Genomic DNA, 25,862 nt, shown 5'->3' on the forward strand with positions numbered 1-25,862 from the left:
CCCTGCGCCGATCCACTTCATTGGCCGTCCAGGTCGAACTCGATCTCGGCCGTGGCTTGCCGCGCCTGGCCAGGCGGCCGGAAAAGCCAGCGCTTCACGGCGGCAATGGCCGGCTCATGCAGCCTCGGGTGGCTGCTGCCGACGACCTCTGCGTGGCCCACGGTGCCGTCCGGATTCACCGCCAGGCGCACATGCACCCATCCCTTTCGCAGGCGACGCATGAGGATGGCGGGGAACTCGGGTTCCACGCTGGCGGCCACCTCCAGGGGCGGCGGCTCTTGCTCAGCCGCCGTGCTCTGGTCGCTCGCGCCGCCTGGCGCCGGATGGGCAGCGGGCTGGCCCGCCTCCACGGACGATGCCAAGGCGGCGGGCGAGGCCCGCTCGGGCTGCGGCACGACCGTGACGGTGCCCGCCGACGGGGCCGACGCGGCGATCATGACAGCCGCCGGTACGCGTGCCGGTTCACGCACAGGCGGCGCCGGCGCGACCGGGACCGGGGCCTTCGATCGCTCGGGACCGGCCTGCGCCGCCGGCGCCTTGGACGCCAGCGCCGGCGCCGCCGGGGTCCCCGCGGCCGCGGGGGCCGCAGGCCGCTTGGGCGAATCCGAGTGGATGCGGATCCACTTGAAGACCTTGTCGGCCTCCCGCTGCGCCTGCTCGGCATGCGACTCGAACTTCGGGTCGACCTTGGGCTGGTCCGAATCCGCCTGCGCCGCAGCGAGCGACGCCCAGCACGCGCCGAGCATCACCAGCCACCGTGGTCTTGGCCGCACGACCCCTGCCCTCGCGCGCGCCGTGCTCACTGGAACTTGTAGTTCAGCGCAAGGCGCAGGCTGCGGCCCATCACGTCGTCGAGTGCCGGCAGGACGTCGCTGTTGTCGTAGACCGCTCGCCGGTCGAAGGCGGGGCGCTGGTTGAACAGGTTGCCCACGTACGCACTGGCGGTGACATTGCGGATGCCCGAGTAGGTGACGAAGTAGTCGGTGGTCACGGAAGCGCGGACGCGGCAGTCCCTCGCGTCCAATCCGAAGTTCGCCACGCAGCCCGCGGCGTTCCAGGCCGTGTCATCGGGGTAGGCCTGGAGGGATGTGCCGCTGCGGTAGTTCAGCCGGATGCCGTTGACAACCTCACCGCTGGTCAGGGAAGTCGTGAGGTTAGCTTTCCAGCGCGAATTCCCGTAGTAGCCGGCCAGGTTGGGCGAGAACGAACCATCGCCGTAGGACGGGCGGTAGCTGATCAGGTAGGTGCCCAGCAGGCCCAGCTCCACGCCGCCCAGGGGCGTCGCGAAGCGCGTCCTGGCGGCGACATCCACGCCATCGGTCGAGGTCCGGCTGATGTTCTCGAACCGGGTCATCACCCTCGACAGGGGGCCGCTGGTGACGCCATAGCGCTGCTGCAGCTCGGGCGTGGTGAAGGTCCGGTCGTCGCGCAACGGCGAGCGCTCGATGCGGCTGTCCGGCGGCAGGGCCGCCTCCTGGTCGAGGATGGCGTCCGTGCCACGCAAGCCGATCTCGTCCTTGCGGCTGATGTTCCAGTAGTCGAGCGACACGCTGGTGTCGGCCGCCGGCTCGAGCATCATGCCGACCGTGAAGCTGCGCGAAACCTCGGGCTTCAGGCCCGGATTGTTGTTGACCACGTTGAGCACACCGGCCTGGCATTCGTTCTCCTGCACCTGCTGGGCCTGGGCCGTCAACGCGCCCCTGCGCGGGTCGTCCTCGGGCAAGGCATCGGCCTGGGCGCGCAGGTCGGCCGCATAGGCATTGGCCGGCGCGCAACGCCGGGGGTCGCTGACGCTGGCGAAGCCCGCGCGCGACGACGAGGCGGCCTCGGTCAGGTTGGGGGCGCGAAAGCCCGTCTCGGCGGTGGCCCGCAGCAGCAGTTCGCGGCTGGGCTGGAAACGCAGTCCCAGCTTGGGCGACAGGTGCGCCTCGAAGCCGGGGAACTTGTCCACCCGCCCGGCCACCTGAACCTCGAACTGCTCGCTGACAGGAAGGTCCAGCTCCGCGAACACCGCCCCATGCTGGCGTTGGCCATCGGTCTGCGCGTTGCCCGAGCCCACGATGTCGCCGGACATCACGTTGTCGGTGGGTTTCATGACGAAGCGTTCGTGACGCAGGTCGACCCCGATGGCGAAGCCGACGGCACCGGCATCGAGCTCGCCCAGCTCGCCGGTGAGCATGGCGTCCCAGGCCACCTGGGTGAAGCGGCCGTTCGTGCCGTACTCCGGGAACAGCGTGCTCAGCACCTCCTTGCTGTTCGGCTGGTTCAGCCGGTAGCCTCCGGGGATGTTGAAGAAGTCGGGATCGACTTCCGAGTCGGGCCGGCCCATGTCGGTCCGCCCGCCGATCATCCGGCTGAATCCGCTCCGGCTGAACGAGATGCCGCTGTAGGTGGCGCTGCTGCTCGAACCCAGCAGCGACAAGGCTGACTGCCACTCGTAGACGCCCGAGCCGCCGCGCGCGCCGGCGACGAGCCGGTAGTTGTCACCCTCGCCGACGATCTTCGAATCCGCATCGGTGAAGCGGTACACCAGGCCGGCCGGGGAGCCGGTGGTGTTGAGCGGATGGGAGGCTGGCAGGGCTGGGGAGTAGAAGGCAAGCGTCTCGCCGGTCTTCGGGTTCCCCCAGAACGTGGCCGGATCGGAGCTGCTGTAGGTCGGGTTCGCCGAGATGTAGGTTGTGCGGGTGTGCGACCACAGCACATCCGAGAAGCCCTCCACCTCCGGCGTCAGCTTTGCCTTGGCGCTCACCAGCAGGCTGGCCCGGTCGGCCGCCGGTTGGGCCTGGAAGCGCTGGTACCTGTCGTAAAGGCACAGCCCCCCCTGCAGCATGCCCGCTTCGCAGCCGGGCAGCGGGGCGACGGTGTCCTGGCCGACGTCGTAGAGGTTGCCGGGCCGGCTGTAGATGGACAGCTGGTCCTGGCCGGCAGGGATATAGCGCCGCGAGCGGGCGCTGGCCCGGTCCAGCACATCGCGCCAGACGACGTTGTCGCGGTGGAAGAGCTCGAAGTTCGCGAGCACGTTGTAGCCATCGGTCTTGAGGTCGCCGGTGCCGGCGGCCAGGTGCGCGGCCTGCGAGCCGAAGGTGCCGCCGGGCAAGGTCGCGCCGATATCCACGCCCATCTCCAGCCCGCGGTAGTCGCTGCGGGTGATGATGTTGATGACGCCGGCCACCGCATCCGAACCGTAGACGGCCGATGCGCCGTTCTTCAGGATCTCGATGCGCTCGATCGCGTCCAGGGGCAGGTTGTCGATGTTGGTGAAGATGTCCTGGAAGTCGGCCAGCCCGTAGGGCGCGATGCGACGGCCGTTCAGCAGCACCAGCGTGGCCTCGTGGCCCATGTTCCGCATGGAAACCGACGAAGCGCCGGGGGCGAAGTTCGTGCCCTCTCCGATGTCGGTCAGCGAACGGGTGGTCCACGGCAGGCTCTCGAGCATCTCGGCGAGGGTCGAGACGCCCGATCGCTCGATGTCGACCCGGCGCAGGACGACCACCGGATCGGAGGTCTCGGACTCGATGCGCTTGATGTTGGAGCCGGTGATCACCACCCGCTGGACCGGATTGGTCTCGCCAGGTGGCTCGGCCTGGGCTTGCGCGCCCAGGGGCATGGCGAAGGAGAACGCCGCTGCGATGGCGGCGGCAAGGCGTGTTTGTTTTTGGGCGTGTCCCATCGTGGCTCCAGAAGACCGTTGGCTGAAAGTCGTTGCGGCCGCCACGAGGGCGGTGCCGACTGGCGCGCGAATGTGCCGTCACCGCCGCCCGAAGTGATCGCCGATTCATGACCATGCGCGATTGCCGGGCGTGTTTCACGCATGTCGACCGTGCTTCACGTCGTCATCCTTCCGTGATGACACGGGACGGCCTGGCCCGGTACCTTGCGGCATGGTCAAAGAACGCCTGCTCTCCCGTCTTGCCGTCGCCGCCGCGCCGCGGCCTGCGTCGCGCGCCCGCGGCTCGAGTTATGCACGCCTTGCCGCCGTCCGCGCCGCGCGCGACCGGATCGTCTCCCGTCGGCGGTTCGAGGACATGCTGAACCGGCGCGATGCAATGGGCTCGCCGCACTGCGTGCTGCACGTCGGCGTCGACGCCCTGGGCGAGCTCAACGCCACCCACGGCTACGACGCGGGCGACGCGGCGCTGGAAGCCACCTTGCAACGGCTGTGCGCCGTCCAGGGCCTCGCGGCGCTTTGCCGAGTCGCCGGCGACGAGTACGCCCTTTGCCTCGACTTGCCCCTGGCCGAAGCCGAAAGGGCCGCCGCCGCGATCGTCGACGACCTGCTCGGCGGGGACGCGGCGGGCCTGCCCCAGCCCATCGGGGTGTCGGTCGGACTGGCGGCATCGCCGCGCGACGGTGTGGGCCCGCCCCTCATGCGATGCGCGGCCATGGCCATGCGAAGCGCCAAGCACCAGGGCGGGACCGCCCTGGTGCTGTACGACCGCGAGGCGCAGTTGCGGCACCAGGCCGAGATCGCCATGGCGCGCGAACTGCGCCACGCCATCGCCAGGGATCAACTGCGGATGGTGTACCAGCCCAAGGTCGACGCGCACTCGCTCCAGGTCACCGCGGTCGAGGCGCTGTTGCGCTGGGAGCACCCCACCCTGGGTTGGGTGAGCCCGGCGGAGTTCATCCCGCTGGCCGAGCGTTTCGATCTGATCCATGCCATCGGCGACTGGGTGATGGAGCAGGCGCTGGAGCAGGCCGTGCAGTGGCGTGGGGACGGGCTGCACATGCGCGTGGCGATCAACGTCTCGGCCCGCCAGATGTGCAGCGAAGCGTTCGCGGCGCGGCTCGAAGCCGGGTTGTCGCGCCTGGCCCTGCCACCGTCACGCTTCACTTGCGAGATCACCGAGTCGGCTGCCGGCGAGGACACGGCGCTGGCACGTCGCGCATTCGCCCGGCTGAAGCGGGTGGGCGTGCACGTCTCGGTGGACGATTTCGGCACCGGGCACTCCAGCCTGGCGGCGCTGCGCCATCTGCCGGTGCGCGAGCTCAAGCTCGACCGCTCCTTCGTCAAGGAGGTGGTCGAGAGCCCCGAGGCGCTGGTGCTCGTGAAGGCAGTGGTCGAGATGGCGCACAACCTGGGCTTGCGCGTGGTCGCCGAGGGCATTGAAACCAGCTGCCAGCGCGACCTGCTGGTGTCGGCCGGTTGCGATGAGCTGCAGGGTTACCTCTTCGCCCGCCCGATGAACGCCAAGGCCATCACGGTCTGGGCCTGCGACCACCGCTTCACCGCGGCCCCTTCGTTCAAGCCCTCGCTCTTTGGTGATCCGCTGCCCGGACCTGCCGACGCCGCTACGCGCATCGCCGGGCCTTGAGGCCTTCCCGCGGTCAGGGCGCGTCGACGATCGCCCCGGCCGCGGAGCGCACCAGCGGATGCCCGGAGAAGCCGGGTCCGATGCGCGCCAGCATGGCAGCCGCCTCCGCCTGGCGGCCTTCCTGGGCCGCCCAGCGCGCCGCGAGCGCCGTCGCGGCGGCATGGCCGAGGTCCTGCGCCGCCCCTTCCATGACGGGCTTCAGGCAGGCCATGGCGCCGGCGCGGTCGCCCTTGGCGTCCAGCAGCCGCGCCCGCAGCCACGGCAAGCCACGCAGGATCAGGCCCTGGCCGCGGCCGCAGGACTCGGCGAGCTGCAACTGCCGCTCGGCCTGCGGAAGCCGGCCCGATTCGAGCAGGACGTGCAGCCACCACATCAGCATCCAGCCCTCGCGCCCGGCCGCGCCTATGGCCTGGTACAAGCCGACGGCCTCCGCGAAGGCGGCGTCGGCACCGTCGCTGTCACCCCGCTGCACACGCGAGTAGGCCTGCGCGGCCCACCAGGCGGCGCGAACTTCCTCGGGCAGGTCCGCCGCATCCTCCGCGCTGTCCGGCACCGGGGGATGGACGGGCAGGCCCACCATGGCGCGGACCTGGCACGCGAGCATGGAGCTGCGCCAGAGATCGCCGCGGTCGCCGCGGGCCTGCGCGTGCGCCACGCCGTCCTCCGCCCGCGCCAGCGCCTCCTCGGCCAGCCCGCACATGGCTGCCGCCAGCGCCGCCTGGCCATTCGAGCGGACCGCCACGCCGTGCAGCTGAGCCGCCCTGGCACGTTCGGCTGCCTCGCGCCACAGGTCGAGCGCAGCGCCGAAGCGGCCCTGCGCCTCGCACAGCCTGGCCCGCGCCCTGAGCCATTCGAGCCTGGCCATCACATGCGCGGGCTCGATGTCGAGCACCACCGTGAGCATGGTCTGCGCCCGCTCCCATTCGCGGCGGGCACAGGCTTCGAGTGCATGCGCGAGGACTTCGGCGGCCCAGGCGTCGCCGGTGCGCCGGTCGGCCAGCGCCACCTCGCTGGGATCGATCCTCTCCTGCAGCCAGCGCGCCAGCGCGCGACCCAGCGCCGTGGCATCGGGGGCATGCAGCACGCCTTCGGCCTCACCCCCCGGGAACAGCAGCCGGCAGTCCAGCACATAGGCCTGCGCGCTGCGCCGGACCCGGGTCAACGCCACGTGCTGCGCCCCGGTGGATCGCTGCACGGCGAGCGCGCGTGCGGCGGCGTCGGCCCGGGGGTCGACGCGCTGCAGCGCGGCCACGACCATCGGCACCGGCACCGGTGCCAGCCGGCTGTCCTGCGACAGGGCCTGGCACACCAGCGACATCAGGCCGAGCGAGACCCAGTCCAGCGACGGCGAGCCGGTGAGGTTCTCGAACGGCAGCAGCGCGACGCGTTGGGGCAGCGCAGCCCCGCCCAATGGCGCCGGCTGCAGCCTGTCGGGCGGCAGCACCTCGACCACGTCGCTCGCGAACTGGTAGCCGACGCGGTGGACCGTGCGGATCAGGGGCGGCTCGCCCCGGTCGTCTATCGCCCGCCGCACCTTGGCGATCGCGTTGGCCACCGACCCAGGGGCGACGACGTCTTCGCGCCACAGGCACTCGAGCAGTTCGTCCGTGCGCACCGTCCGGTCGCGATGGCGCAGCAGGAAGGTCAGCAAGTCGAAAGGGCGCGGCTCCAGCGCCTGGAGCCGCCCACCGGTCCGGATCTCGCGCGTGCGCGGGTCGACCTCGCACTGGGCGAAGCGGTAGATGGTGCCGTCCATCGTGCCCGTCACAGCCGGCTCGGCAGGCAAGGCACGGGAGGGGCCGGCCGCGCACCGGCGAGGCACTCCCCCAAGTCCCTGAGGTATCGCGGCACGAGGCCATGGCTGGCAGCCAGCAGGTACTGCTGGTGGCAGCGCCGCGCCGCTTCGAGATCGTCCTGGGCGAGTCGCACCCGCGCCGCGACGGCACTGGCCAGCGGCAGCTTGTCGAAGCCCGGGGGCAGGCGCTCCAGCATGGCCTGCGCTACATCGCCCTTATCGGCTTCGGCAAGCAACCATGAGGCGTCCCACACCGCCCAGGCCCGCCACAGCGGAGGAAGATGCGCATCGCCCAACATCAGGCCCAGCGATTGCAGCGCCTGTTCCGGCCGCCCGCGGGCATGCGCGAGCAGGGCGTGGCAGTGGTTCAGCTGCCCCTGCGCGCTGGCGCCCAAGAGCGACCGAGCGGCCGTCAGCTCCGCCTCGGCCTCGTCGAGCCGACCGCAATGCACCAGCGAGCGCAGCAACCACGGCAGCACGTCGCCTTCGTTCAACCGGTTGCCGCTGGCGCGCAGCAGCCGCAACGCCTGCGTGAAGAACTCGACGGCTTGTGCATGTCGCCCGGCGACCGCCGCCTCGTGGCTGCGCGAGCTGGCGGTCCAAAGCCGCTCCAGCGACGACAGTCCCTCGTCGGCCGGCAACGCCTCGACCAGGCGCTGGGCCGCCGCCGGCACGCCGAGGATCATGTAGCCCCAACTGCCATTGCACACGGCCGTGCAGAGGCAGATGCGATCCTTGGACTGGACAGCGGCCGCAAACGCCTGCTCGGCATGGGCGGCCGCTTCGCTCCAGCGCCCGAGCAGCACGAAGTCCGTGGACGCGTTGCTGCCCGCCGTCACCAGCTCGCGCATCGAATGAAGTTCGCGGGCGCTGTGGACCAACTGCACCGTCAGATCGGCCGCTCTTTCCCGGTCGCCCAAGGCGCGGGCCATGTAGGCGAGCATCGTGCCGCGCGAGAGCGACAGCAGGCGGTTGCCGCTTTGCTCACAGGGGGCACCCATCCTGTCCAGGGCCTGCTCGCAGGCGGCATGGTCGCCCATGAAGTAGGCGGCCTGGGCGCGGATAAGGTGCGACCTGGCCACTTCTTCTGGCGGCCCATCCTCGCCCAGCCAGTACAGGCTCTGCTCGATGTGGTCGATCGCAGGTTCGAACGCCTGGGCATACATGTGCGCGCGCGCCAGCGCCATGTTCACGCGGGCGGTGAGCAGACCGTCCCTGCGTCGCTGGGCTTCGGCCAGCAGGCCGCGCGCTATCGGCCGCGCGGCGGCGAGATCGGCCATGCCGCAGAGTGCGCGCAGCAACTCGAGCCGCACCGGCGTGCTGCCCGGAGAGAGCATCTCCGCCATGCGCAACAGGTTGACCGCCTGCTGATGTCTTTGCTGCGCCTGGGCCTGCAGCGCGCGGGCGAACGCCGTGCTGACCAGCGGATTCGGCTCATGCGACACCGCAGGCGGCTTCCCGGTGCCCGGCTGCAACAGGCAGGCGAGTGCGCCGGCGCCACGGGGCCCGAGCTCACCCGGCGTTGCGGCCTCGGCCTCCACCGTGCCGAGGCCCAGGCATTCCAGCGAGAGCCGGTACTCGGAAGATGGGCGCGTCACCTGCCCCCGCACGATCCACTCGGCCCCGGTGGCTGCCCGCACCGAAGCCACGGGATCGGCGCCGGTACTCGCGGCCCCGTCCAGCGCGGCCAGCAGCGCCGAGACCGCCACGGTGGAGATCCCGGCCTCGCCACCGATCGCCCCGGCCACCAGCGACATCAGGCCCAGGCACACCCAATCCAGGCTCGCATCACCGGTCGCGTTGTCGAAGGGCAGCACGGCCACCCGGCGCTGCGGAGTGGCGCCAACAGTCGCCGGCGCGGCACCAGGGGCGCCGACGAACCGGTACCCGATGCGTGGCACGGTGCGTATCGCAGATGACTCACCGCCATCGCCCATCGCCTGCCGGGCTTTCATCACCGCCCGGGCCAGGGCAGCGTCGGATACCCGTTGACCTGGCCACACGCCAGCGAGCAGCTCACGCCGGGTCACCACCCGATCGGGCCGCTTCGCCAGATAGGCCAGCAGCTCGAACACGCGCGGCTCGATCGGGCGCCGGCTGCCGGCGACGCGCACTTCGCGCGCTCCGAAATCAATCTCGCAAGCGCCGGCTCTAACGAGTAGGTTGGGTGTCACGACGGGTTCGGATCGAGCGATCGGCGCGACCGGGCTGATGGAAAGGATGTTGTCGCAGGCGATTGTGCCGGCCGGCTCGTGCAGTGGCCGTGAACTGCGTCACGGCCACCTCGGGTGCTCGGATCCACCTCGCACCGGCGATGAATCGTGCCGTCCGTCGTGCCCGTCATAGCCGGCTCGGAAGGCAAGGCACGGGAGGGGCCGGCCGCGCACCGGCGAAGCACTCCCCCAAGTCCTTGAGGTATCGCGGCACGAGGCCGTGGCTGGCAGCCAGCAGGTACTGCTGGTGGCAGCGCTGCGCCGCTTCGAGATCGCCCTGGGCGAGTTGCACCCGCGCCGCGACGGCGCTGGCCAGCGGCAGCTTGTCGAACCGCGGGGGCAGGCGCCGCAGCATGGCCTGCGCCTCGCCGCCCCGATCGGCTTCGGCAAGCAACCATGACGCGTCCCACACAGCCCAGGCCCGCCACAGCGGGGCCAGCTGCGGATCGGACACCACCTGGCGCAAGGCTTTCAGCGCCTCCTCCGGCTGGCCGCGCGCATGCGCGAGCAAGGCGTGGCAGTGATTCAGTTGGCTGTGCGCGGCGGCGCCCACCAGAGGCCGCGCGGCCGTCAGCTCAGCCTCGGCGTCGGCCAGCCTTCCTCCATGCACCAGCGAGCGCAGCACCCCCGGCAGCACGTCAACTTCGTTCATCCGGTTGCCGCTGGCGCGCATCAGCCGCAACGCCTGGGTGAAGAACTCGACGGCTTGCGCGTTCCGGCCGGCGCTCGCCGCCTCATAGCCGCGCGAGCTGGCGGCCCAGAGCCTCTCCAGTGGCGACAGATCCTGATCGGCCGGCAAAGCCTCGACCAGGCGCTGTGCCGCTGCCGGTACGCCGAGGACCGTGTAGGCCCAGCTGCCACTGCACACCGCCTGGCAGATGGAGATGCGATCCCCGGCCTGGACCGCAGCAGCAAACGCCTGCTCCGCATGCGCTGCGGCTTCACTCCAGCGGCCGAGCAGCACCAGGTGGGCGGACAAGTTGCAGCCTCCGGTCACCAGCTCACGTATCGAATGAAGTTCGCGGGCGCTTTCGGTCGCCTTCAGCATCAGCTCGACCGCTTGATCCCGGTCGCCACGCTCGCAGACGATGAACGAGAGCATCAAGCCTCGTGAGATGAGCAGCAGGCGGTCGCCGCTTTGCTCGCAAGAGACACCCATCTTGTCCAGGGCCTGCTCGCAGGCAGCGTGATCTCCGGTGAAAAAGGCAGCCTGGGCGCGCATGAGCTGCGCCCTGGCCACTTCTTCCAGCGGACCGTTCTCGCCCAACCAGTACAGACTCTGCTCGATGTGGTCGATCGCAGGTTCGAACGCCTGGGCGAACAGATGCGCTCGTGCCAACGCAGCATGCACCCGGGCCGTGAGGAGCCCGTCATGGCGCCGCTGCGCTTGAGCGAGCAGGCCGCGCGCGATCGGCCGCGCGGCGGCGAGATCGGCCATGCCGCAGAGTGCGCGCAGCAGCTCGAGCCGCACCGGCGTGCTGCCCGGAGAAAGCATCTCGGCCATGCGCAACAGGTTGGCCGCCTGCTCATGCCTTTGCTGAGCCTGGGCCTGCAACGCGCGCGCGAACGCCGTGGTGACCAGCGGATTCGCCTCCTCGGACACCGCAGGCGACCTTTCGGTGCCCGGCTGCAACAGACTGACGAGTGCTCGGGCGCCACGGGGCCCGAGCTCAGCCGGCGTTGCGGCCTCGGCCTGCACCGTGCCGAGGCCCAGGCATTCCAGCGAGAGTCGGTACTCGGCGGACGGTCGCGTCACCTGCCCCCGCACGATCCACTCGGCCCCGGTGGCTGCCCGCACCGACGGCACGGGATCCGCGCCGGCAATCCGGGCGCCGTCCAGCGCCGTCAGCAGCGCCGAGACCGCCACGGTGGAGATCCCTTGCTCGCGACCGATGGCACCGTCCACCAGCGACATCAGCCCCAGGCACACCCAATCCAGGGTTGCATCGCCGGTCGCGTTGTCGAAGGGGAGGATGGCCACGCGGCGCCCCGAGGACGACGTCAAAGCGGGCGGTGGATCGGCACGCTCTCCGACGAACCGGTAGCCCACCCGCTGCACGGTGCGGATAGGCGACGAACCACTCGCATCGCCTAGCGCCTGGCGTGCCTTCATCACTGCGCGCGCCAGTGCGGCGTCGGACACTGGCTGCCCCGGCCACACGCCCTCCAGCAGCTCTTGCCGGGTCACCACCCGGTCCGGCCGTTGCGCGAGGTAGGCGAGCAACGAAATCACGCGCGGCTCGACGGCGCACTGCCGGCCGGCAAAGCGCAACTCGCACGCGCCGAGGTCGATCTCGTAGGGGCCGGCTCTGACGAGGAGGTTCTGTCTCACGCTTGTTCTGATTCTTCTGATGGCCAATGGCACGGCGCCGCTGCTTGAACCGATGGCATCGCAGCAGTGGTCGATAGCCGGCGAGAGTCTGCTCGGTGTCGCGGCCAGGTGGGTGTGAACAGCGTCACGCCCTCACCGTGCGCGGCCCGTGATCAAGGTTCGGTGATGACTTGCCGGCGGGTCGTCGCCAGACTGGTCGACATGACGCCAGCCGCTCGTCCGTCCGCCTTGGGCACCGCGCCACCACTGGGCCCATTCATCAAGCGCCTGCTGCAAGGCAGCCTCGTGCACCTGCATGGCAGCGCCGGGGCCGGCCTGGAGCCGACCTTGCGCCAAGCGTGCACGCGCGCAATCGAAGGCCTGTGGCCACGGCGCCGGGCATTGAGGCGGCTGCTGCGCCGTCCGCCGCTCCTGCACAAACTCGACTGCAACCTTGGCGAGGGCAGCCCGCGCTTGACCCTTCTGGACCACGCCACCCTCGGACTGCACCTGGCCGCCAGCAAGGCGGCACGCGCGCTGCTCGACCAGGCGGGCGCCGACTGGCGGGACCTGGAGCAAGCGGCTCATTTGGAGGGGGCCGCTCGCACGCCCTGGCCGCCAACGCCGGGACTGTTCGCGCAGGCCGTGCGCAACACCATCGAACACGCCACCGACGACGACGGGCTTCGCCTGGCGCTGATGGAACTGGCCATCGCCATCGTCGTGCCGGAATACGTGGCCCTGTGCACCGGCCTGCTCAGGGGCGGCGCAGCCCTGGCGCTGGAAAGCCCGCCGCAAGGCTTCGCCCCGCCTCCTCACAGAACCGTGCCGGCTCCCACGGCAGCGGGCGGCCCCTCGCCTTTGGCCGGCGCTCTTCCCGGCCAGTGGTTCCGCATGGTGCTCCATCAACAATGGACCGATGCACAACTGACCTGGTGCAGCCACAACGGCCGCTTCTACATGTTCTCGAGCCCACTGGGCAACCGAGCCCATTCCTTGAGCCGCCCCGCCCTCGAAGGCCTCATCCAGCGCGGCCATTTCGCCAGGCTTCGGGCGGCATAGGGTGCGCGACCTTCCCGCCACCGGCGCCGCCCTCGGGTCGCGCCCGTCGAACGCTGGCGGGAGAACTCCTGTCGCACACAAGTTGAAGTTGGCGCTGCAGCGGATGCTGTTGTCCGTGCAGACGCTGCGCCTGTCCTTCGGCCGGTCGGCGCCTTTCCCGAGCGTGGGCCTGTCGGTGTTGCCGATGGCCGGCGAGAAGCCGGCCACCGCGGCCGCCGTGCCTTCATCCCTGGACCCGGCCCTGCGGCAACAGATGCGCGAGGAACTGTCCAGGCTGCTCGACCAGGTGCCTTCGGCTCGCACGGTCTTCAAGGCGCTCGGCACCGTCGAGCGTGCGCTGGGCAGCCGTCGCCCGGACGCCCTCGATCTGCTGCTCCCCGCCTTGCTGCAGGAAGCATCGAGACAGATCGCGCGCCTGGGACGGACGGAAGACGGCGACGTCCTGCGCATGCTGGGACAGCGTCTGTGCCTGCTCAGCGGCTCGCCGCCGGTGGACGAGGTCGACAGCGGCGCATTCGAGCCCGGCCGCAACGTCGAGGTCAGCGACATCAGCCTCACCATGTTCATGGAAGTGGACTCCTAGGGTCGCGGCCCACCGAACCGGCCCTCCGGCGGGCTGCCGATGACGAACGGGCCGAGCGCCCGACGGCGTCGACGACGTCGATGCGGTGGGTCGCGTCTTTCATGCACCCTGCCGTCAGGCTCGCTCGCCGCTCCTGCCAAGCGCAGGGGAGAAATGCGACCCGCCGCGCCTGGCTCGGCGCAGCGGGTCGCGCCGCGGTCAGCGCAGGCCCGCGCCGCCCTTGCCGATGTAGTCCTTGGTCTTGCCGATCAAGTTGCCGCCATCGGTTTCGGGAGCGGTCTGGTCACCTTCCCCGGCACCGAACAGCAACGCGGCCACGTGGGAGCCGGCCACGTCGTAGACCTTGGAGAACACGTACTCCACCTTGTTGTCCTGCCAGTGGTTCTTGGTGTTGTTCTGCGCCGGGTTTCCGAGCGGAAGCTGCCACATCACGGTGGGCCGGCCCACGGTTTCGGCGAGCTTCTTGCTCCAGGCCAGGTAGGTCGCGAACTTCTGGTCGTTCCACCAGGCGTCAATGCCATACGTGGCGGCGTACCAGCCGGCATCGCGATCAGAGGGATCGGTGGTCAGGAAGTCGCCGTCCGCAGCCCCCAAGGCCAGCATGTAGCGCCCCGTCTCCTCGGCGTTGCCGGTGGCCGCGTAGTTCCACGGCGATGCATGCAGGCCCACCGAAGCCTTCGGGGCGTAGGTGCGAACCATGGAGATCATGCAGCGCGCCAGGCCGGAAGCGCTGTCCTCATACCAGGCGCAATCGGTGGGGTTCGCCGCCCTCACCTGGGCCGGCACGGCATGCGGATCGGCGTTGGCGCCCCGCACGAAGCCCCAGAGGTCGGGCTCGATCTGAAGCATCACGCGCTCGTTGCCGATGGTCTTCAGCAGGAAGCGCCAGTCGGAGAGGTAGCGCTTGAGGATGTCGGCATTGTTCATCGCCTGCAGCTCGACGCTGCCCTCGCCACCGGCGGCGGACTTCATCACGTAGTAGGTGAACACCGACAGGCGCGGGCGCGATGCGCCCTGCCAGGTCGCGCTGGCGTTCTTCTTGATGTGGTCCGCGACGTACCTACCGGGCAACAGCGACGTGTCCTGCCAGCAGCCCCACCAGCCTGCGGTGCTGCAGAGGCTGGCGCACCCCTGGGTGCACGAGTCGCTGGGCATCGGCTTGCTGGCGATGTAGACGTAGCGTGCGTCGAAGGGTGCCGACGCGGCCGTCGAGTCGTCCATCTGCGCGCCGATGAGCAGCCTCTTGGAGCCCATGAAGCTCGTCAGGCTGCCGCTGGTCGACACCGAGCACTTGCCATTGACCGGATTGAAGTACCACCTCTGGAAGGCGGACGTCTGGTCCCAGCGTTGCTGCAGGCCCGAGCCCGACTTCGTGTCGGGGACGGTGAGCAGCTGCCACGAGTAGTTGGAGCCGATCTTGTAGGCCCCGGCACCTGCGGCCGAGATGGACCACTGCTGGTTCGTGTACCCGGTGTAGCTCCACTGCGCGATGGAGGCCCCCTCGGTGGTCGAGAAGCCGCTCAGGTCCAGCGACTTGCCGCTGTGCACAGGGCGGATCGTCCAGGCGCCATTGCCCAGGTTGGTCACGGTCCACTGCTGGTTCTGGCCGCTGGTGTTCGTCCACTGGACGACGCTCGCCCCATCCTTGCCGGACCAGCCCAGCACGTCGAGCTGCAGGCCGCTGCCTTCGTTGACGATGTAGTACTGGCCGCCGCTGACCGGTGCGTCGGTGCAGTTGTCGGCTTGTGCGACGCCCGTGAGCGCCATGCTGGCAGCGAACACGGCCAGGCAACGGGCCAGGGCTCCTCTCGACGGGCGTCTGGTAACTCTTGATTCAGGCATGTCTCTCGGTCTCTCGAATTGGAGTGGTCTGTCGAACGTGACATCGTCCGCCGAGCCCGTGGGCCCGCCGAAGCATCACGACCTGGACACTATCCAGCACCGCGCGGCGAGGCATGAGCGATCCATGACGATCCCATTCCTGGTCGTGATGGCGTGCACCACTCGACGTTCGACGCGAACATCGTCACGGCGAGGACGACGAATGGAAAGGTCCGCCACGCGGCCCTAACCAATAAAGTTAACGGATCAAAGGATTCCCTTGCCGGATGGGAAGGAGGGGGCGGGCCCGGCCGTTGCGCTGCGCCGCAGCGTTCAGGCAACGGGCGGCCAGGCTTCGTCCAGCTCGCGCCGTGTTGGCAGGCCGTCGCAGTCGCCGGGGAACTGAACCACGCGGGCGCCGATGCGGTTGCCTCGCAGCGCCGCATCGGGCAGCGCCAGGCCTTCGAGCAGGCCGCTGATCACGCCGGCGGCGAAGCCGTCTCCGGCCCCGACGGTGTCCACCACCCCCGGGACGGGCACGCCCGGCACGAGCTGCCGGCTGCCGTCCCGGCCGGCGCACCAGGCGCCGCGCGGCCCGAGCTTCAGCGCCACCTGACAAGCGCCCAGTCCGAGGTAGTGGTCGGCGATGGCCTCGGCGTCGTCCAGGCCGGTCAGGAGGCGACCCTCCTCGATGCCGGGAAGCAGCAGGTCGCACAGCGCGGCGAGCTCGTTCACCGCGGCCTTCATCGCGGCCACCGAGGGCCACAGCCGTGGCCGCAGGTTGGGGTCGAAGGACACGAAGGCGCCCTGGCTGCGGGCCCAGCCCAATGCCTGGTACACCAGCTCCTGGCAGCCGCTCGAAAGCGCGGGCGAGATGCCCGTCAGGTGGAGGTGGCGCGTGCGAACGGCGCCCAGCCGCACCAGGTCCTCGGGGCCCATGCCGCTGGCCGCCGAGCCCCGGCGGTGGTACTCGATCTCGGGGTCGCTGCCATCCAGCGTGCGTCCCTTGAGCATGAAGCCGGTGCGTTCGCCCCCGCAGCTGCGCACCAGGGCCGTCGAGACGCCCTCGGCCGTCATGGCGTCCAGCAGGAACTGCCCGAAGCTGTCCGCGCCGAGGCGGCTGAGGTAGCCCACGCGCAGCCCCAGCCGGGCGAGGCCGATGGCCACGTTCAGCTCCGCGCCGGCGCCGTAGCGTCGAAAGCGACCGGCGTGCGCCAGCGGCCCGGGCTCCTCGGCGGCGAAGAGCACCATCGCCTCGCCGAGCGTCAGGACGTCGAACTGCATCACATCACCGCGCCGAGCTGCCAGGGCACGAACTCCTCGTCGCCCAGGCCGTGCTGTTCGCTGAGGGTGGGTTCGCCGGAGGCCGCGGCCAGCATCAGCCGGAAGATGCGCTCGCCGGCCTGCGCCACGCTGAGCGTGCCATCGACGATCTCGCCGGCGTTGAAGTCCATGTCCATGCTCATGCGCCGGAACATCGCCGTGTTGGTCGCGAGCTTCAGCGAAGGCACGGGCTTGCAGCCGTAGGTCGAGCCGCGCCCGGTGGTGAAGCAGATCAGGTTCGCGCCGCCGGCCACCTGGCCGGTGGCCGACACCGGGTCGTAGCCGGGCGTGTCCATGAAGACGAGGCCGCGGCTGTGCACCGGCTCGGCGTACTCGACCACGTCCATCAGTGTGCTGCCGCCGCCCTTGGCGACAGCGCCGAGCGATTTCTCGAGGATGGTCGTGATGCCGCCGGCCTTGTTGCCCGGCGAGGGGTTGTTGTTGAGCTGCGCGCCGTGGCGCGCGGCGTAGTCCTCCCACCAGCGCAGACGGGCCAGCAGCGCCTCGGCCACCTGCGGCGAAGCGGCGCGCGCGGTCAGCAGGTGCTCGGCACCGTGGATCTCCGGCGTCTCCGACAGGATGGCCGTGCCGCCATGGCGCACCAGCAGGTCCACCGCGGCTCCGAGCGCGGGGTTGGCACTGATGCCGGAATAGCCGTCGGAGCCGCCGCACTGCAGCCCGACCACGAGTCGGGACACGGGCACCGTGCTTCGCCTGGCCTCGGCGGCCTGCGCGGCCAGCTCCCGCACCAGCGCCTGCCCGTGCGCGATCGCCTCGCGGGTGCCGCCGGCATCCTGGATGGTCATCGTGCGGATACGCTCGCGCGTGGGCGCGTCCAGGCCTTCGACCAGCGGCGCGACCTGGTTCACCTCGCAACCCAGCCCGACGAGAAGCACCGCAGCGAAGTTCGGATGGGCCGCGTACCCGCGCAGCGTGCGGCGCAGGAGCTCGAGGCCTTCCCCTTCGGCGCTCATGCCGCAGCCGCTGCCGTGGGTGATGGCCACCACGCCGTCCACCCCGGGCAGCGCCGCCGGCCCGCTGAAAGCCTGAGCGATCGCCTTGCAGGCGGTGGCCGAGCAGTTCACCGTGGACAGCACGCCGATGTAGTTCCGGGTGCCGACGCGGCCGTCGGCCCGCACATAACCTTCGAACGTGGCGGACTCTTGCGCGGAGAGGATGGCGTCATGCCGGACACCCGCGCCCTGCCCCGGCTGCGTCTGGCCCATCTCCACGTTGTGCCCATGCACGTGTTCGCCAGGCTCGATGGGCACGCTGGCCACGCCGATCGGTTGGCCGTACTTCAGCACCACCTCGCCCTGTGCAATGAACCTCAGCGCGATCTTGTGGCCCGCAGGGATGGCCGCGCGCACGCCCAGCGTCGATCCGTCGGGCCCTGCTATGCCCGTGTTCGCGGCCAGCTCCACGCGCGCCACCGCGACGTTGTCGGCGGCGTGCAGCACGATCAGCTCGTGCGCCGGCACGCCTTCAGTCGACATGGAACACGCACTCCATCGACGCCCAGTGCTCGCCGGCGGCCCGGGTGGGCAGCGGGCGTTGGCAAGGGCTGCAGAACGTCCACCAGCGCTGCGTTTCGGGATCCGCGGCGATGGCGGCCATGTCGGCCTCGAAGTCGCTGCCGAGGTACTCCCAGTAGCCGAACAGCAGGTTCTCCGGCTCGCGCAGGAAGATGCTGTAGTTGCGGACGTTGGAGGCCGCCAGGCGGGCCAGCACGGCCGGCCACACGGCGGCGTGCAGGCGCTTGTATTCGGCGATGTGTTCAGGTGCTATCCCGATCACCATGCCCATGCGTTGCATTGCTTGCTCCTTGTTCAATCGCCGGCCAGCACCGCTTGCAGGCGCGGCTGCTGCAGGCCCGGAGTGTGCAGCCGGGCCAGTTCGACCAGCGGCTGCAGGCGCCGCGCCTTCTTCTGCTCGTGGTTCTGCGCGATATCGGCCAGGCGATGCGCCAGGAAGGGATTGAGCAGCCGCTCGCGCAGCCCCACCAGGTAGGCCCGCGCCTCCTCGCCTTGCTCCAGCGCATCGAACACCGGCAGCACCTCGTGCTCCCAGATCGCCTCGAGCGGCTCGCGCAAGCCCGGCTCCTGCATGGCCTGCAGGACCGTCATGTCGCTCGCGCATCGGCCCTTGGCCCACAGGTCGGCCAGCACCGTATGGCCCAGGTTGAGCAGGAAGAGCTTGAGCCGTTCGAAGCGGGCCAGCCCATCGGTGACGACGATCGCCGGATGTCGGCAAGGCAGTTGCAGGCGCGGCTGGGATTCGATGGCCCACAGCGCGTAAGGCTCGGCCACCGCACCCACCGGCTCCAGCGCCTCGGAGACGATGCGGTCCACGAGCGAGTTGGCCCACACGAGCTGCGCCTGAAGCCAGTCGATGAAGCCCTCGGCGCAGTGCCACTCGCGCGCCAGACGTACGACGATCTCGCGCAAGCGCGAGCCGTTGCGCGACACGAGCTCGCACGGCAGCAGCGTCAGCCAGGCCCCGGGCCGTGCTTGCCAGCGGTCATGCAGAAGCACCAGCAGCTTGGCCGGGAAAGAGGCCGGCGCCTCTGCCGGGTCGGCCAGCAGATGGGGGCCATCCTGCGGCAGCAGTGCCCAGCCGTTGTCGCCGGTGTTGGAGACGATCACCTGCACCGGTCCGCGGACTCGATCGCGCACGGCGGGCCAGTCGCTGGCGGCGTGGAAGGCTTCGCGTACCGAGCGGCAGTTGGTCCGCATCTCCACCGCCTTGCCGGCCGCCAGGCCGCGGACGATCACGTCGAAGCCTTCGGCGCGCGCGAGCGCCTCGGTTCGCTTCGTGCTGGCGGCGCTGGCGGTGGTCTGCACCACCGTGATCCCCCCGAGCGCCTCGCCGCTCTGCGCCGCCTCGCTGACGAACAGATCGACGTGCGCCTGCAGGAAGCGGCTGGTGCCGAACTGCAGGATGGGATGCTCCCCGGTGCCCATCGCCCGGGTCAGCACTCGATGATGGCCTTGATCACGCCTTCGGCCGGATCCAGCAGGCGATGGAAGCTCTCCGGCACCTCGGCCAGCGCGAGCCTGTGCGTGGCCAGCGCCGCATCCGGCACCAGGCCGTCGCGCATGGCCTGCATCACCGTCTCGAAGTCCTCGACAGTGGCGTTGCGGCTGCTGAGCAGCGTGGTCTCCCGGCGGTGGAACTCCGGATCGGAGAAGCGGATCTCGCCCCGCACGATGGACACCAGCACGTAGCTGCCGCCGTGCGCGATGAACTTGAAGCCCCGCTCCATCGCCTGCGCATTGCCGGTGGCGTCGAACACGACGTCGAAGAACTCGCCGCTGGAAATCCGCTCCAGCTCGGCCTCGTCGCCATCGCCGAGCTTCACGGCGCCGGCCACGCCCACGTGCTTCAGGGCGACGTCGAGCCGGTCCTGGCGGCCGTCCAGGGCGGTCACCAGCGCGCCGCGGAGCCTGGCGAAGATCATCGCCGCCAGGCCGATGGGCCCGGCGCCGACGACCAGCACCCGCTGGCCCGCAGTCACCTGGCCGCGGCGCACCGCATGCGCACCGATCGCCAGGAACTCGATCATCGCGGCCTGGTCCAGCGAGATGCCGTCGGCCTTGCCGACGTAGCGCTGGGGCACGGTGATGTATTCGGAGAAGGCGCCGTCGCGGTGCACGCCGAGCACCTGGATCTGCACGCAGCAGTTGGGCTTGCCCTGGCGGCAGGCGGCGCAGTGGCCGCAGGACAGGTACGGCATGACGTAGACCGGATCGCCGGGCACCAGGCCGCTGTCCGCATCGGCCTCTTCCACCACGCCCGACAGCTCGTGGCCCATCACGCGCGGGTACTCGAGGTAGGGCTGGTTGCCGGTGAAGATGTGCAGGTCGGTCCCGCACACGCCCACCCTCTTCACCCGCAGCAGGACCTCCCCGGGTCCCCTCTCCGGCTGCGGCCGCCGAAGCGCCAGGAGGTTTCTCGGGGATTCGCAGATGACAGTCAGCATGGCGTCTGAGGGCGGCACTAAATTGGTCAGACCACTATAGCACGCAAGCTTTTGTGGTCTAGCCAATTCAAGGGCCGGCGAGGGTGGCCCCTCGCCCTTCAGACGTCCTGGCGACTCCTTTTGCCGGGGAACGCAGCAGCCGTCAGAGACCGACGATCTGCATCTGCAGGTCGCCGTGCGCGTAGATCAGCGCACCGGTGTCGGTCGACACGCTCTCGTGGGCGCTGCCGCTGGGGGCGAGCTGGTAGTCACCCTCGCACAGCAGGTAGTCGTCCTGGAACAGGTCGCCCTGCAGCATGAGGCATTCCTCGTCATGGCCGTGACTATGGTGCGGCACGCTGGCGCCCGGCTCGGCCAGCCACAGCATGGCGGCCACCGGCCCGTCCTGCCACAGCAAGCGCCGCCTGATCAGCGGGGCGTAGTCCTCCCACTGGTCGGGCGATTCGCGCACGGTGCGCGATTCGCCGGCGTGCGCCGGATCGCCGGGCCGCAGGACCCGTTCGCGCAGGAGCACCAGCGCACCTTCGGCGCCGGCGCAAATGCAGGCGCCGGTGCGGCTCGCCGCCGCGCTCTGCACGTGGTAGTCCAGCGGCCCGAGAGACAGGGGCACGGCCGCCTCGGTTTGCAGCAGGGCCCGGCCGCGAACCAGCAGCCACTCACGGCCCACGCCGGGATCGCCCGCCGGCAACAGCCACGCCCCCTCGGGCGACAGCTGGACCATGCGGACCCTGAGCGGCTCGCCCGGCCGCTGTGCCCCCTCGCCTGGCGCCTGGCGGTACAGCTCATGCACCACGCGCTGCGGCGTCTGCTCCAGCAGGACCCGCTCGCGACGGCGGACGTTCACCATCGTGCGGTTCAGGCCAGCGCTGCGGGCGGCGCGGCTTGCGAGGCGCTCGCGCAGGCCGACAGCGGGCACGCCTTCTTCCCACGCTTCGGCCAGCGAGCCGTGCAACAGCGCCACGGCTTCGTCGGCCAACGGGTCCGGGGCCGGGCGGATCGCGCCGCCTGCCTCCTGGAGGTCGTTCGGGGCACTCATGGCAAGCCTTCCTTCCTGGTCTTCGTCCCGAATCGTCACAGCGGCATCTCCTGGCAGCCGGCCTGCGCCAGATGTTCCCTGAGGGCCTGCAAGGATCGGCGGATCTGCGACTTCACCGTTCCCAGCGGCGAGCGGGTGCGGGCGGCGATCTCCTCGTGGGTGAGGCCGCGGAAGAACGCCAGGGCGATCAACTGGCGCGGTTGCGCCTCCAGCGAGGCGAGTGCCCGGTGCAGAAGGTGCTGGCCGCGCGTCGCCGCGAGCAGGTCGTCCGGTCCGGCACCGTCCTCGTCGCACAGCGCCGCCTGCTCGTCGTCGTCCAGCGGCAGATGCGACTGGCGTTCGCGGCGCCGAATCGCATCGATCGCCCGCGACCGGGCCATCGCCAGCAACCACGTCAGCGGACGGCCCCGGCCGGCGTCGAAGCGCTCGGACTGGCGCCAGACCTGCCAGAAGGTGTCCTCCACCACCTCCTCGGCCAGGCTGGGGTCGTGGACCACGCGGCTGACGAGCCCGAAGACGCGCGACGCCGTCGCGTCGTACAGGGCCGCCAGCGCCTTGTCGTCACGCTGGCCGATGAGGGCGATCAGCTCGCCGAGCGCGGCGTCGTCGAGCCGCACATGGAGGGTGCCGGAGGCGAGCTGCGCCTCTTCGGCTACGGGTTCCTCGGCGAGCGGCTCGCCGTCCTCGGCCAGCGCATCGCCTTCCATCAAGAGATGCGCGACGGCGACTTGCGCAACACCTTCCGGGGCGCTGGCGATGGATGAGTCTTCGGGCCTCATCGCCTGGCCCCGCTCAGTGATCTCGGGGCCCGTTTCCGACGCGGCGTGCGGCGGCGGCGTGGCATCGGCATGGCTTCTCCTCGCATTCGAGCCTCTCCATTGCGCCATGGCGGCGCGGGAGGCAAAAGCGGGTTTACGCCACTGGGCGCGCAGCGGATGCGATGCGCCCTCATCGAACGGCCGCAGGCCCACGCACGCAGGGCCCAGGGCGGCCAGGGCACGGCACTGCAGGGCGGCCAGCGGACGGGCCAGGTCGGTCGCGATCACGGCGGTTCGCTCCTTGTTGGTCCCCTGGATTACGACGGCGGGCGACGGCCGGATGCCCGCCCCGAGGCCAGCAGGGTCAAGGAGCGGGGAGGCGATCCAGTTCCGCGCGCAAGGCCTGGAGGTAGGCGGCAGAGTCCTGCACGTCGCCGTGGCCCACGTCGCGCAGGCGAAGCAGGCGGGCGCGCGCGCCGGCGGCCTGGCGCAGCGCCTCGCTGTGGGCCGGGGCGATCAGCGTGTCCGACTCGCCATGGACGAGCCACACCGGCCCTTCGATGCGATGGATGATGGCGTCCGTGCGCAGCGGGTAGCGCAGGAGCGCCAGCGGCACCCACGGGTACTGCTCGGCCGCCAGGGCCGCCATGCTGCGGTAGGGGGAGACGAGCACGGTCAGGGCCGGCCGCACCTCCACCGCGAGATGGGCCGCGAGGCTGCTGCCCAGCGAGCGCCCATAGACCACCACCGGCCGGCCGGCGTACTGCGGCGCCACCGCCGCCCACGCCGCGCGGACGTCGTCCATGAGCTGCGCCTCGCTGGTGATGCTGCCGCTGCTGAGGCCATAGCCGCGATAGTCCAGCATGAACAGGTCGAAGCCCGCACGGCGGTAGAAGTCGGCGTTGACGAACCAGCTCGCCAGGTTGCCACCGTTGCCATGCAGGAAGAAGACGAGTCCCCGGGCCTCGGGCCGCTGCAGGTGCATGGCGTGCAGCCTCGCGCCGGGAACGTCGACCCAGACCTCATGGATGTCGGGCTCGGCCAGGGCGGCCGGCTTTTCGGGGGGCCACGGATCGGGCTGGAACAGCAGCCGCTCCTGGCGCCACCAGAGCCACGCCAGGGCCATCACGTACAGCAGCAACGGGACGGCGGCCAGGAAGAGCAGCCAGCGCATGACTCTGGAGATTCGCGGGTTCATCGGCATCATCGTCGGGCCGGGATGCCCACGATACGCGCCACGACGGGTGGCGGATGCGAATGGAGAGGATGGTGGATGTCGGGGTGAGACGATTCGAACGTCCGACTCACTGCTCCCAAAGCACAGGAGGAATCTAGCATACATGCGGGGCAGCGGCCGATTTTGGTAACGTAGGTCCCCCCATCCGGCACTTGCCTTCCCGGGGTGGCAGGTCTCCCGTTACCAATTTCGGCACCCCTCAGTCAGCGGGCTCCCCGCGGCGCAACTTCCTCACCTCTTCGACTGAGAAGGGCTTTTCTCACGCGTAGTCGAAAGTTGCAGGCATGGCAGGGGCTGGCAAAGTCAAGCGTTGACGAGGGAGACCCCTCGGGGACCATTCGGCCGCCAGCGGCCAGATCGTCCCTTTCGCTCGAACGCCTTGAATCACCATCCTGGATAGGAGATCTTCAAGCCGTAGGCAATATAGCGCGCGCGGCCGAACTTCAAAAAATCGAGGTTCGTCAGCGGATTCCTGAGAGTCCCATCCATAGTGAATGCCGCGCTTGGTCCGCCATCCAGTCGAAGTGCGTTATAGGCTCCCAGCGCTTTCAGTACCGGGCAAAGTTCGGCTGCCGTCGTCGCGCCGTCTGACGTTGAGGATACGAACACGATCCTGGGCGGCATATAGCTTGTGATAGCTACCGCCGACCACCTACTCAGAAAGCCGTCCGTGGAGCACACGCCGTCCCTTACGATTGACGTCGAAGAACTGATTGCCCAGTAGTTGTAGGGGCCCACCGGCGTGGACGTGTCCATATAATAGTCGCGACCCATGCTAGGGCCTTGGAAGATCACCCGTTTCTGGTTGTCCGCGATTCCGTTTGGGGAACCAGGAAACTTGCTGGCCGAGCCGCCGGTCGTGCGATTGTCACCAAGAACATGCTTGTTGTCCGTGAGGTATCCCTTGGCGAGCCCGAATTGCCCGGATACCAAACCGTAATCACCCTCCCAATAAAACCCATTGACCATCATTTGAGTGTTTGGAGACCAATCTGTGATGCGGGTCAGGGGCAGACGTGTTGCGTTGTTGACAAACTGCTCAGGCGAGTATCGAATTGAGAAGACTTCGCGCGGGTCCGCGAGCGTTGAGATGCCGATGTGAATATATGGCGGGATCGTGGTGCACCAATCGAGGTATTCCGTGCCGGTCGGCAGGAGTCCATTCGCAATAATCGTCTGATTGGCTGGGTAATTCAGGGCGGCGGCACAATCGGTCCATCCCTGCGCATTCGTAGGAACGCCGGCTGGAGTGACCAATGCAACTGCGGCATCCGGCTCCGCAAGAGAAGACGGTGCCGTTGCCGAATGCACTGGACCAGTCTTGTGCAGTTCTATCGTTCGCGTCCTCGACTGGACCGCCGCGTCTCTGGCAGCCACTCCTTGCGGACTTGCACTCTGCGGCCGCGGAGACTTAGGCGGTTCATCGGCCAACAGGGGCGCCGCCTTGCGTGAAATCGCCGAAACTTGGAGCGACCCTGGCTTCAGCAGGGGGATTGCTGGATAAATGTCGACCAAAGGGAAGTCATCGCCGATGTCATGTGCCGCCACATTGAATACTTGCGGCAACTCTGTCGCGCCTGCGGGCAGCGTCAGTATCGTCCCGAACTTCAACTTCTTTTGGAGCGCAACCTTGGGGTTGTAATATACGGAGACGCCCTCGTCGTGATATAGACCCGTTGCAGCCGAAGTGGGCACATAGGTGGTTGTGCCCTGCGCAATCTTCTTCTCCAGCAGCACGAAGATATCGCCTCCGTAAAACCCTTCGGCGATCTTCAGCGGAGTGGTCAAAGAAATCTCGCCACTTGCTGTCTTCGGGCCGGCCACAGGAGCCAGATGTACGCTTCGAAACCGACCGTAGGGAACCGAGAAGGTGGCAATCACCGTGCTCGTCCCTTTGCTTGTGTCGGCCAATCCGACAAAGGGCGGCGTAGTCGATTGATAGCAAGCCTTGTCCGAGCAGACCGTCAGGTCGCCGAGTTGCACCTGACTATCAGGCGTGGCATCTTCGATGGCCAGGCTCACCCGCACACGTGTCATTCCCGCAGGAACGGCTTGACCCGCTGCAAGCTGTTCCACGCGCTGAGGCGGAAACGCAGGCCCGGCGAACACCGTCGAAGCGAGCAGGCCCGCGAACGCGGCCACCCATATATATGGCTTCATGAACACTCTCCTTGAGGTTGTAATTGGGGAACCAGCATCCGGCTGGCTCCAGGATGAAAGGATGCTGAGGTGGGTGGGCCACAACGTTGGCACGGACCGCCACACAACCGTAGAGGCGGCTGCAGTTGTGCGCATGTATCCGTGACGACGAACCGAGCCACCCTTCGAGGCCCGGCTGAGCAACGCGCTGCGGGTGTGCCACCCTTCTAACTTTCTACCTGCGCGTCACTTTCACTATAACCGCTCGACTGCCGGATGATCGGAAG

Annotated in this window: 18 protein-coding genes; 3 read left to right on the forward strand and 15 right to left on the reverse strand. The window is 69.4% G+C overall.

Annotation, left to right across the window (positions count from 1 at the left end; translation table 11 throughout):
• Positions 1-17: 17 nt before the first annotated feature.
• Together ACS5PM_RS18190 and ACS5PM_RS18195 are read right to left on the reverse strand one after the other, a co-directional pair.
• The gene (locus ACS5PM_RS18190) at positions 18-746 is read right to left on the reverse strand and encodes an energy transducer TonB (protein ID WP_439389088.1); all 729 of its coding nucleotides are present in this window, start codon (positions 744-746) and stop codon (positions 18-20) included.
• Between the two features lie 53 nt (positions 747-799).
• A complete protein-coding gene (locus tag ACS5PM_RS18195; RefSeq protein ID WP_439389089.1) occupies positions 800-3,670 on the reverse strand; it encodes a TonB-dependent receptor plug domain-containing protein in 2,871 nt (956 codons plus the stop codon).
• Between the two features lie 211 nt (positions 3,671-3,881).
• Here ACS5PM_RS18195 and ACS5PM_RS18200 point away from each other — a divergent pair, with 211 nt between their 5' ends.
• Positions 3,882-5,315 (forward strand): putative bifunctional diguanylate cyclase/phosphodiesterase, encoded by a 1,434-nt coding sequence (locus ACS5PM_RS18200; RefSeq protein ID WP_439389090.1) that lies wholly within the window; start codon positions 3,882-3,884, stop codon positions 5,313-5,315.
• Positions 5,316-5,328: 13 nt separating this feature from the next.
• On the opposite strand, the gene ACS5PM_RS18205 is transcribed toward ACS5PM_RS18200, so the two are convergent.
• The 3 genes from ACS5PM_RS18205 to ACS5PM_RS18215 form a co-directional block, all read right to left on the reverse strand.
• Entirely contained in the window at positions 5,329-7,071 is a 1,743-nt protein-coding gene (locus tag ACS5PM_RS18205) for a winged helix-turn-helix domain-containing protein (protein WP_439389091.1), read from the reverse strand.
• Positions 7,072-7,079: 8 nt separating this feature from the next.
• A complete protein-coding gene (locus ACS5PM_RS18210) occupies positions 7,080-9,224 on the reverse strand; it encodes a winged helix-turn-helix domain-containing protein (RefSeq protein ID WP_439389092.1) in 2,145 nt (714 codons plus the stop codon).
• Between the two features lie 226 nt (positions 9,225-9,450).
• Positions 9,451-11,655, reverse strand: a complete 2,205-nt coding sequence (locus ACS5PM_RS18215) for a winged helix-turn-helix domain-containing protein (protein ID WP_439389093.1) — start codon at positions 11,653-11,655, stop codon at positions 9,451-9,453.
• A gap of 201 nt (positions 11,656-11,856) precedes the next feature.
• Here ACS5PM_RS18215 and ACS5PM_RS18220 point away from each other — a divergent pair, with 201 nt between their 5' ends.
• Complete coding sequence (locus ACS5PM_RS18220) at positions 11,857-12,696, forward strand: hypothetical protein (protein WP_439389094.1); 840 nt, start codon at positions 11,857-11,859, stop codon at positions 12,694-12,696.
• 88 nt (positions 12,697-12,784) lie between these two features.
• On the forward strand, positions 12,785-13,279 hold the full coding sequence (locus ACS5PM_RS18225) for a hypothetical protein (protein ID WP_439389095.1): 495 nt from the start codon (positions 12,785-12,787) through the stop codon (positions 13,277-13,279).
• A 198-nt stretch (positions 13,280-13,477) separates the two neighbouring features.
• Here the strand turns inward: ACS5PM_RS18225 and ACS5PM_RS18230 are convergent, their stop codons facing one another.
• The 10 genes from ACS5PM_RS18230 to ACS5PM_RS18275 all read right to left on the reverse strand — a co-directional run bounded on the left by ACS5PM_RS18230 (position 13,478) and on the right by ACS5PM_RS18275 (position 25,596).
• Positions 13,478-15,061, reverse strand: coding sequence for an RICIN domain-containing protein (locus ACS5PM_RS18230; RefSeq protein WP_439389096.1), 1,584 nt, complete (start codon positions 15,059-15,061; stop codon positions 13,478-13,480).
• 372 nt (positions 15,062-15,433) lie between these two features.
• Positions 15,434-16,384: a sugar kinase gene (locus tag ACS5PM_RS18235; RefSeq protein WP_439389097.1), complete on the reverse strand. Its 951-nt coding sequence runs from the start codon at positions 16,382-16,384 to the stop codon at positions 15,434-15,436.
• Positions 16,384-17,919: a UxaA family hydrolase gene (locus tag ACS5PM_RS18240; RefSeq protein ID WP_439389098.1), complete on the reverse strand. Its 1,536-nt coding sequence runs from the start codon at positions 17,917-17,919 to the stop codon at positions 16,384-16,386. The genes ACS5PM_RS18235 and ACS5PM_RS18240 overlap by 1 nt, the downstream gene beginning before the upstream one ends.
• Positions 17,909-18,238, reverse strand: a complete 330-nt coding sequence (locus tag ACS5PM_RS18245) for an L-rhamnose mutarotase (RefSeq protein ID WP_439389099.1) — start codon at positions 18,236-18,238, stop codon at positions 17,909-17,911. Before ACS5PM_RS18245 ends, ACS5PM_RS18240 begins: the two co-directional genes overlap by 11 nt.
• Before the next feature lie 14 nt (positions 18,239-18,252).
• Positions 18,253-19,386 (reverse strand): mannitol dehydrogenase family protein, encoded by a 1,134-nt coding sequence (locus ACS5PM_RS18250; RefSeq protein ID WP_439389368.1) that lies wholly within the window; start codon positions 19,384-19,386, stop codon positions 18,253-18,255.
• A gap of 8 nt (positions 19,387-19,394) precedes the next feature.
• Complete coding sequence (locus tag ACS5PM_RS18255) at positions 19,395-20,405, reverse strand: zinc-binding alcohol dehydrogenase family protein (RefSeq protein ID WP_439389100.1); 1,011 nt, start codon at positions 20,403-20,405, stop codon at positions 19,395-19,397.
• Positions 20,406-20,547: 142 nt separating this feature from the next.
• On the reverse strand, positions 20,548-21,441 hold the full coding sequence (locus ACS5PM_RS18260; RefSeq protein ID WP_439389101.1) for a cupin domain-containing protein: 894 nt from the start codon (positions 21,439-21,441) through the stop codon (positions 20,548-20,550).
• A gap of 35 nt (positions 21,442-21,476) precedes the next feature.
• Positions 21,477-22,412, reverse strand: coding sequence for an RNA polymerase sigma factor (locus tag ACS5PM_RS18265; RefSeq protein WP_439389102.1), 936 nt, complete (start codon positions 22,410-22,412; stop codon positions 21,477-21,479).
• A gap of 151 nt (positions 22,413-22,563) precedes the next feature.
• Entirely contained in the window at positions 22,564-23,397 is an 834-nt protein-coding gene (locus tag ACS5PM_RS18270) for an alpha/beta hydrolase (protein WP_439389103.1), read from the reverse strand.
• A gap of 423 nt (positions 23,398-23,820) precedes the next feature.
• Entirely contained in the window at positions 23,821-25,596 is a 1,776-nt protein-coding gene (locus ACS5PM_RS18275) for a phosphodiester glycosidase family protein (RefSeq protein WP_439389104.1), read from the reverse strand.
• Between the last annotated feature and the right edge of the window lie 266 nt (positions 25,597-25,862).

The sequence above is a fragment of the Ideonella flava genome (assembly GCF_051857595.1).
GTDB lineage: Bacteria > Pseudomonadota > Gammaproteobacteria > Burkholderiales > Burkholderiaceae_C > Ideonella.

Excerpts from the sequence above, each read along its gene's own strand:
- ACS5PM_RS18190 (WP_439389088.1), bottom strand. The coding sequence starts at position 746 with ATGCTCGGCGCGTGCTGGGCGTCGCTCGCTGCGGCGCAGGCGGATTCG.
- ACS5PM_RS18205 (WP_439389091.1), bottom strand. The coding sequence starts at position 7,071 with ATGGACGGCACCATCTACCGCTTCGCCCAGTGCGAGGTCGACCCGCGC.
- ACS5PM_RS18220 (WP_439389094.1), top strand. The coding sequence starts at position 11,857 with ATGACGCCAGCCGCTCGTCCGTCCGCCTTGGGCACCGCGCCACCACTG.
- ACS5PM_RS18250 (WP_439389368.1), bottom strand. The coding sequence starts at position 19,386 with ATGGGCACCGGGGAGCATCCCATCCTGCAGTTCGGCACCAGCCGCTTC.
- ACS5PM_RS18235 (WP_439389097.1), bottom strand. The coding sequence starts at position 16,384 with ATGCAGTTCGACGTCCTGACGCTCGGCGAGGCGATGGTGCTCTTCGCC.
- ACS5PM_RS18245 (WP_439389099.1), bottom strand. The coding sequence starts at position 18,238 with ATGCAACGCATGGGCATGGTGATCGGGATAGCACCTGAACACATCGCC.
- ACS5PM_RS18260 (WP_439389101.1), bottom strand. The coding sequence starts at position 21,441 with ATGAGTGCCCCGAACGACCTCCAGGAGGCAGGCGGCGCGATCCGCCCG.
- ACS5PM_RS18200 (WP_439389090.1), top strand. The coding sequence starts at position 3,882 with ATGGTCAAAGAACGCCTGCTCTCCCGTCTTGCCGTCGCCGCCGCGCCG.
- ACS5PM_RS18195 (WP_439389089.1), bottom strand. The coding sequence starts at position 3,670 with ATGGGACACGCCCAAAAACAAACACGCCTTGCCGCCGCCATCGCAGCG.
- ACS5PM_RS18275 (WP_439389104.1), bottom strand. The coding sequence starts at position 25,596 with ATGAAGCCATATATATGGGTGGCCGCGTTCGCGGGCCTGCTCGCTTCG.
- ACS5PM_RS18255 (WP_439389100.1), bottom strand. The coding sequence starts at position 20,405 with ATGCTGACTGTCATCTGCGAATCCCCGAGAAACCTCCTGGCGCTTCGG.
- ACS5PM_RS18240 (WP_439389098.1), bottom strand. The coding sequence starts at position 17,919 with ATGTCGACTGAAGGCGTGCCGGCGCACGAGCTGATCGTGCTGCACGCC.
- ACS5PM_RS18270 (WP_439389103.1), bottom strand. The coding sequence starts at position 23,397 with ATGAACCCGCGAATCTCCAGAGTCATGCGCTGGCTGCTCTTCCTGGCC.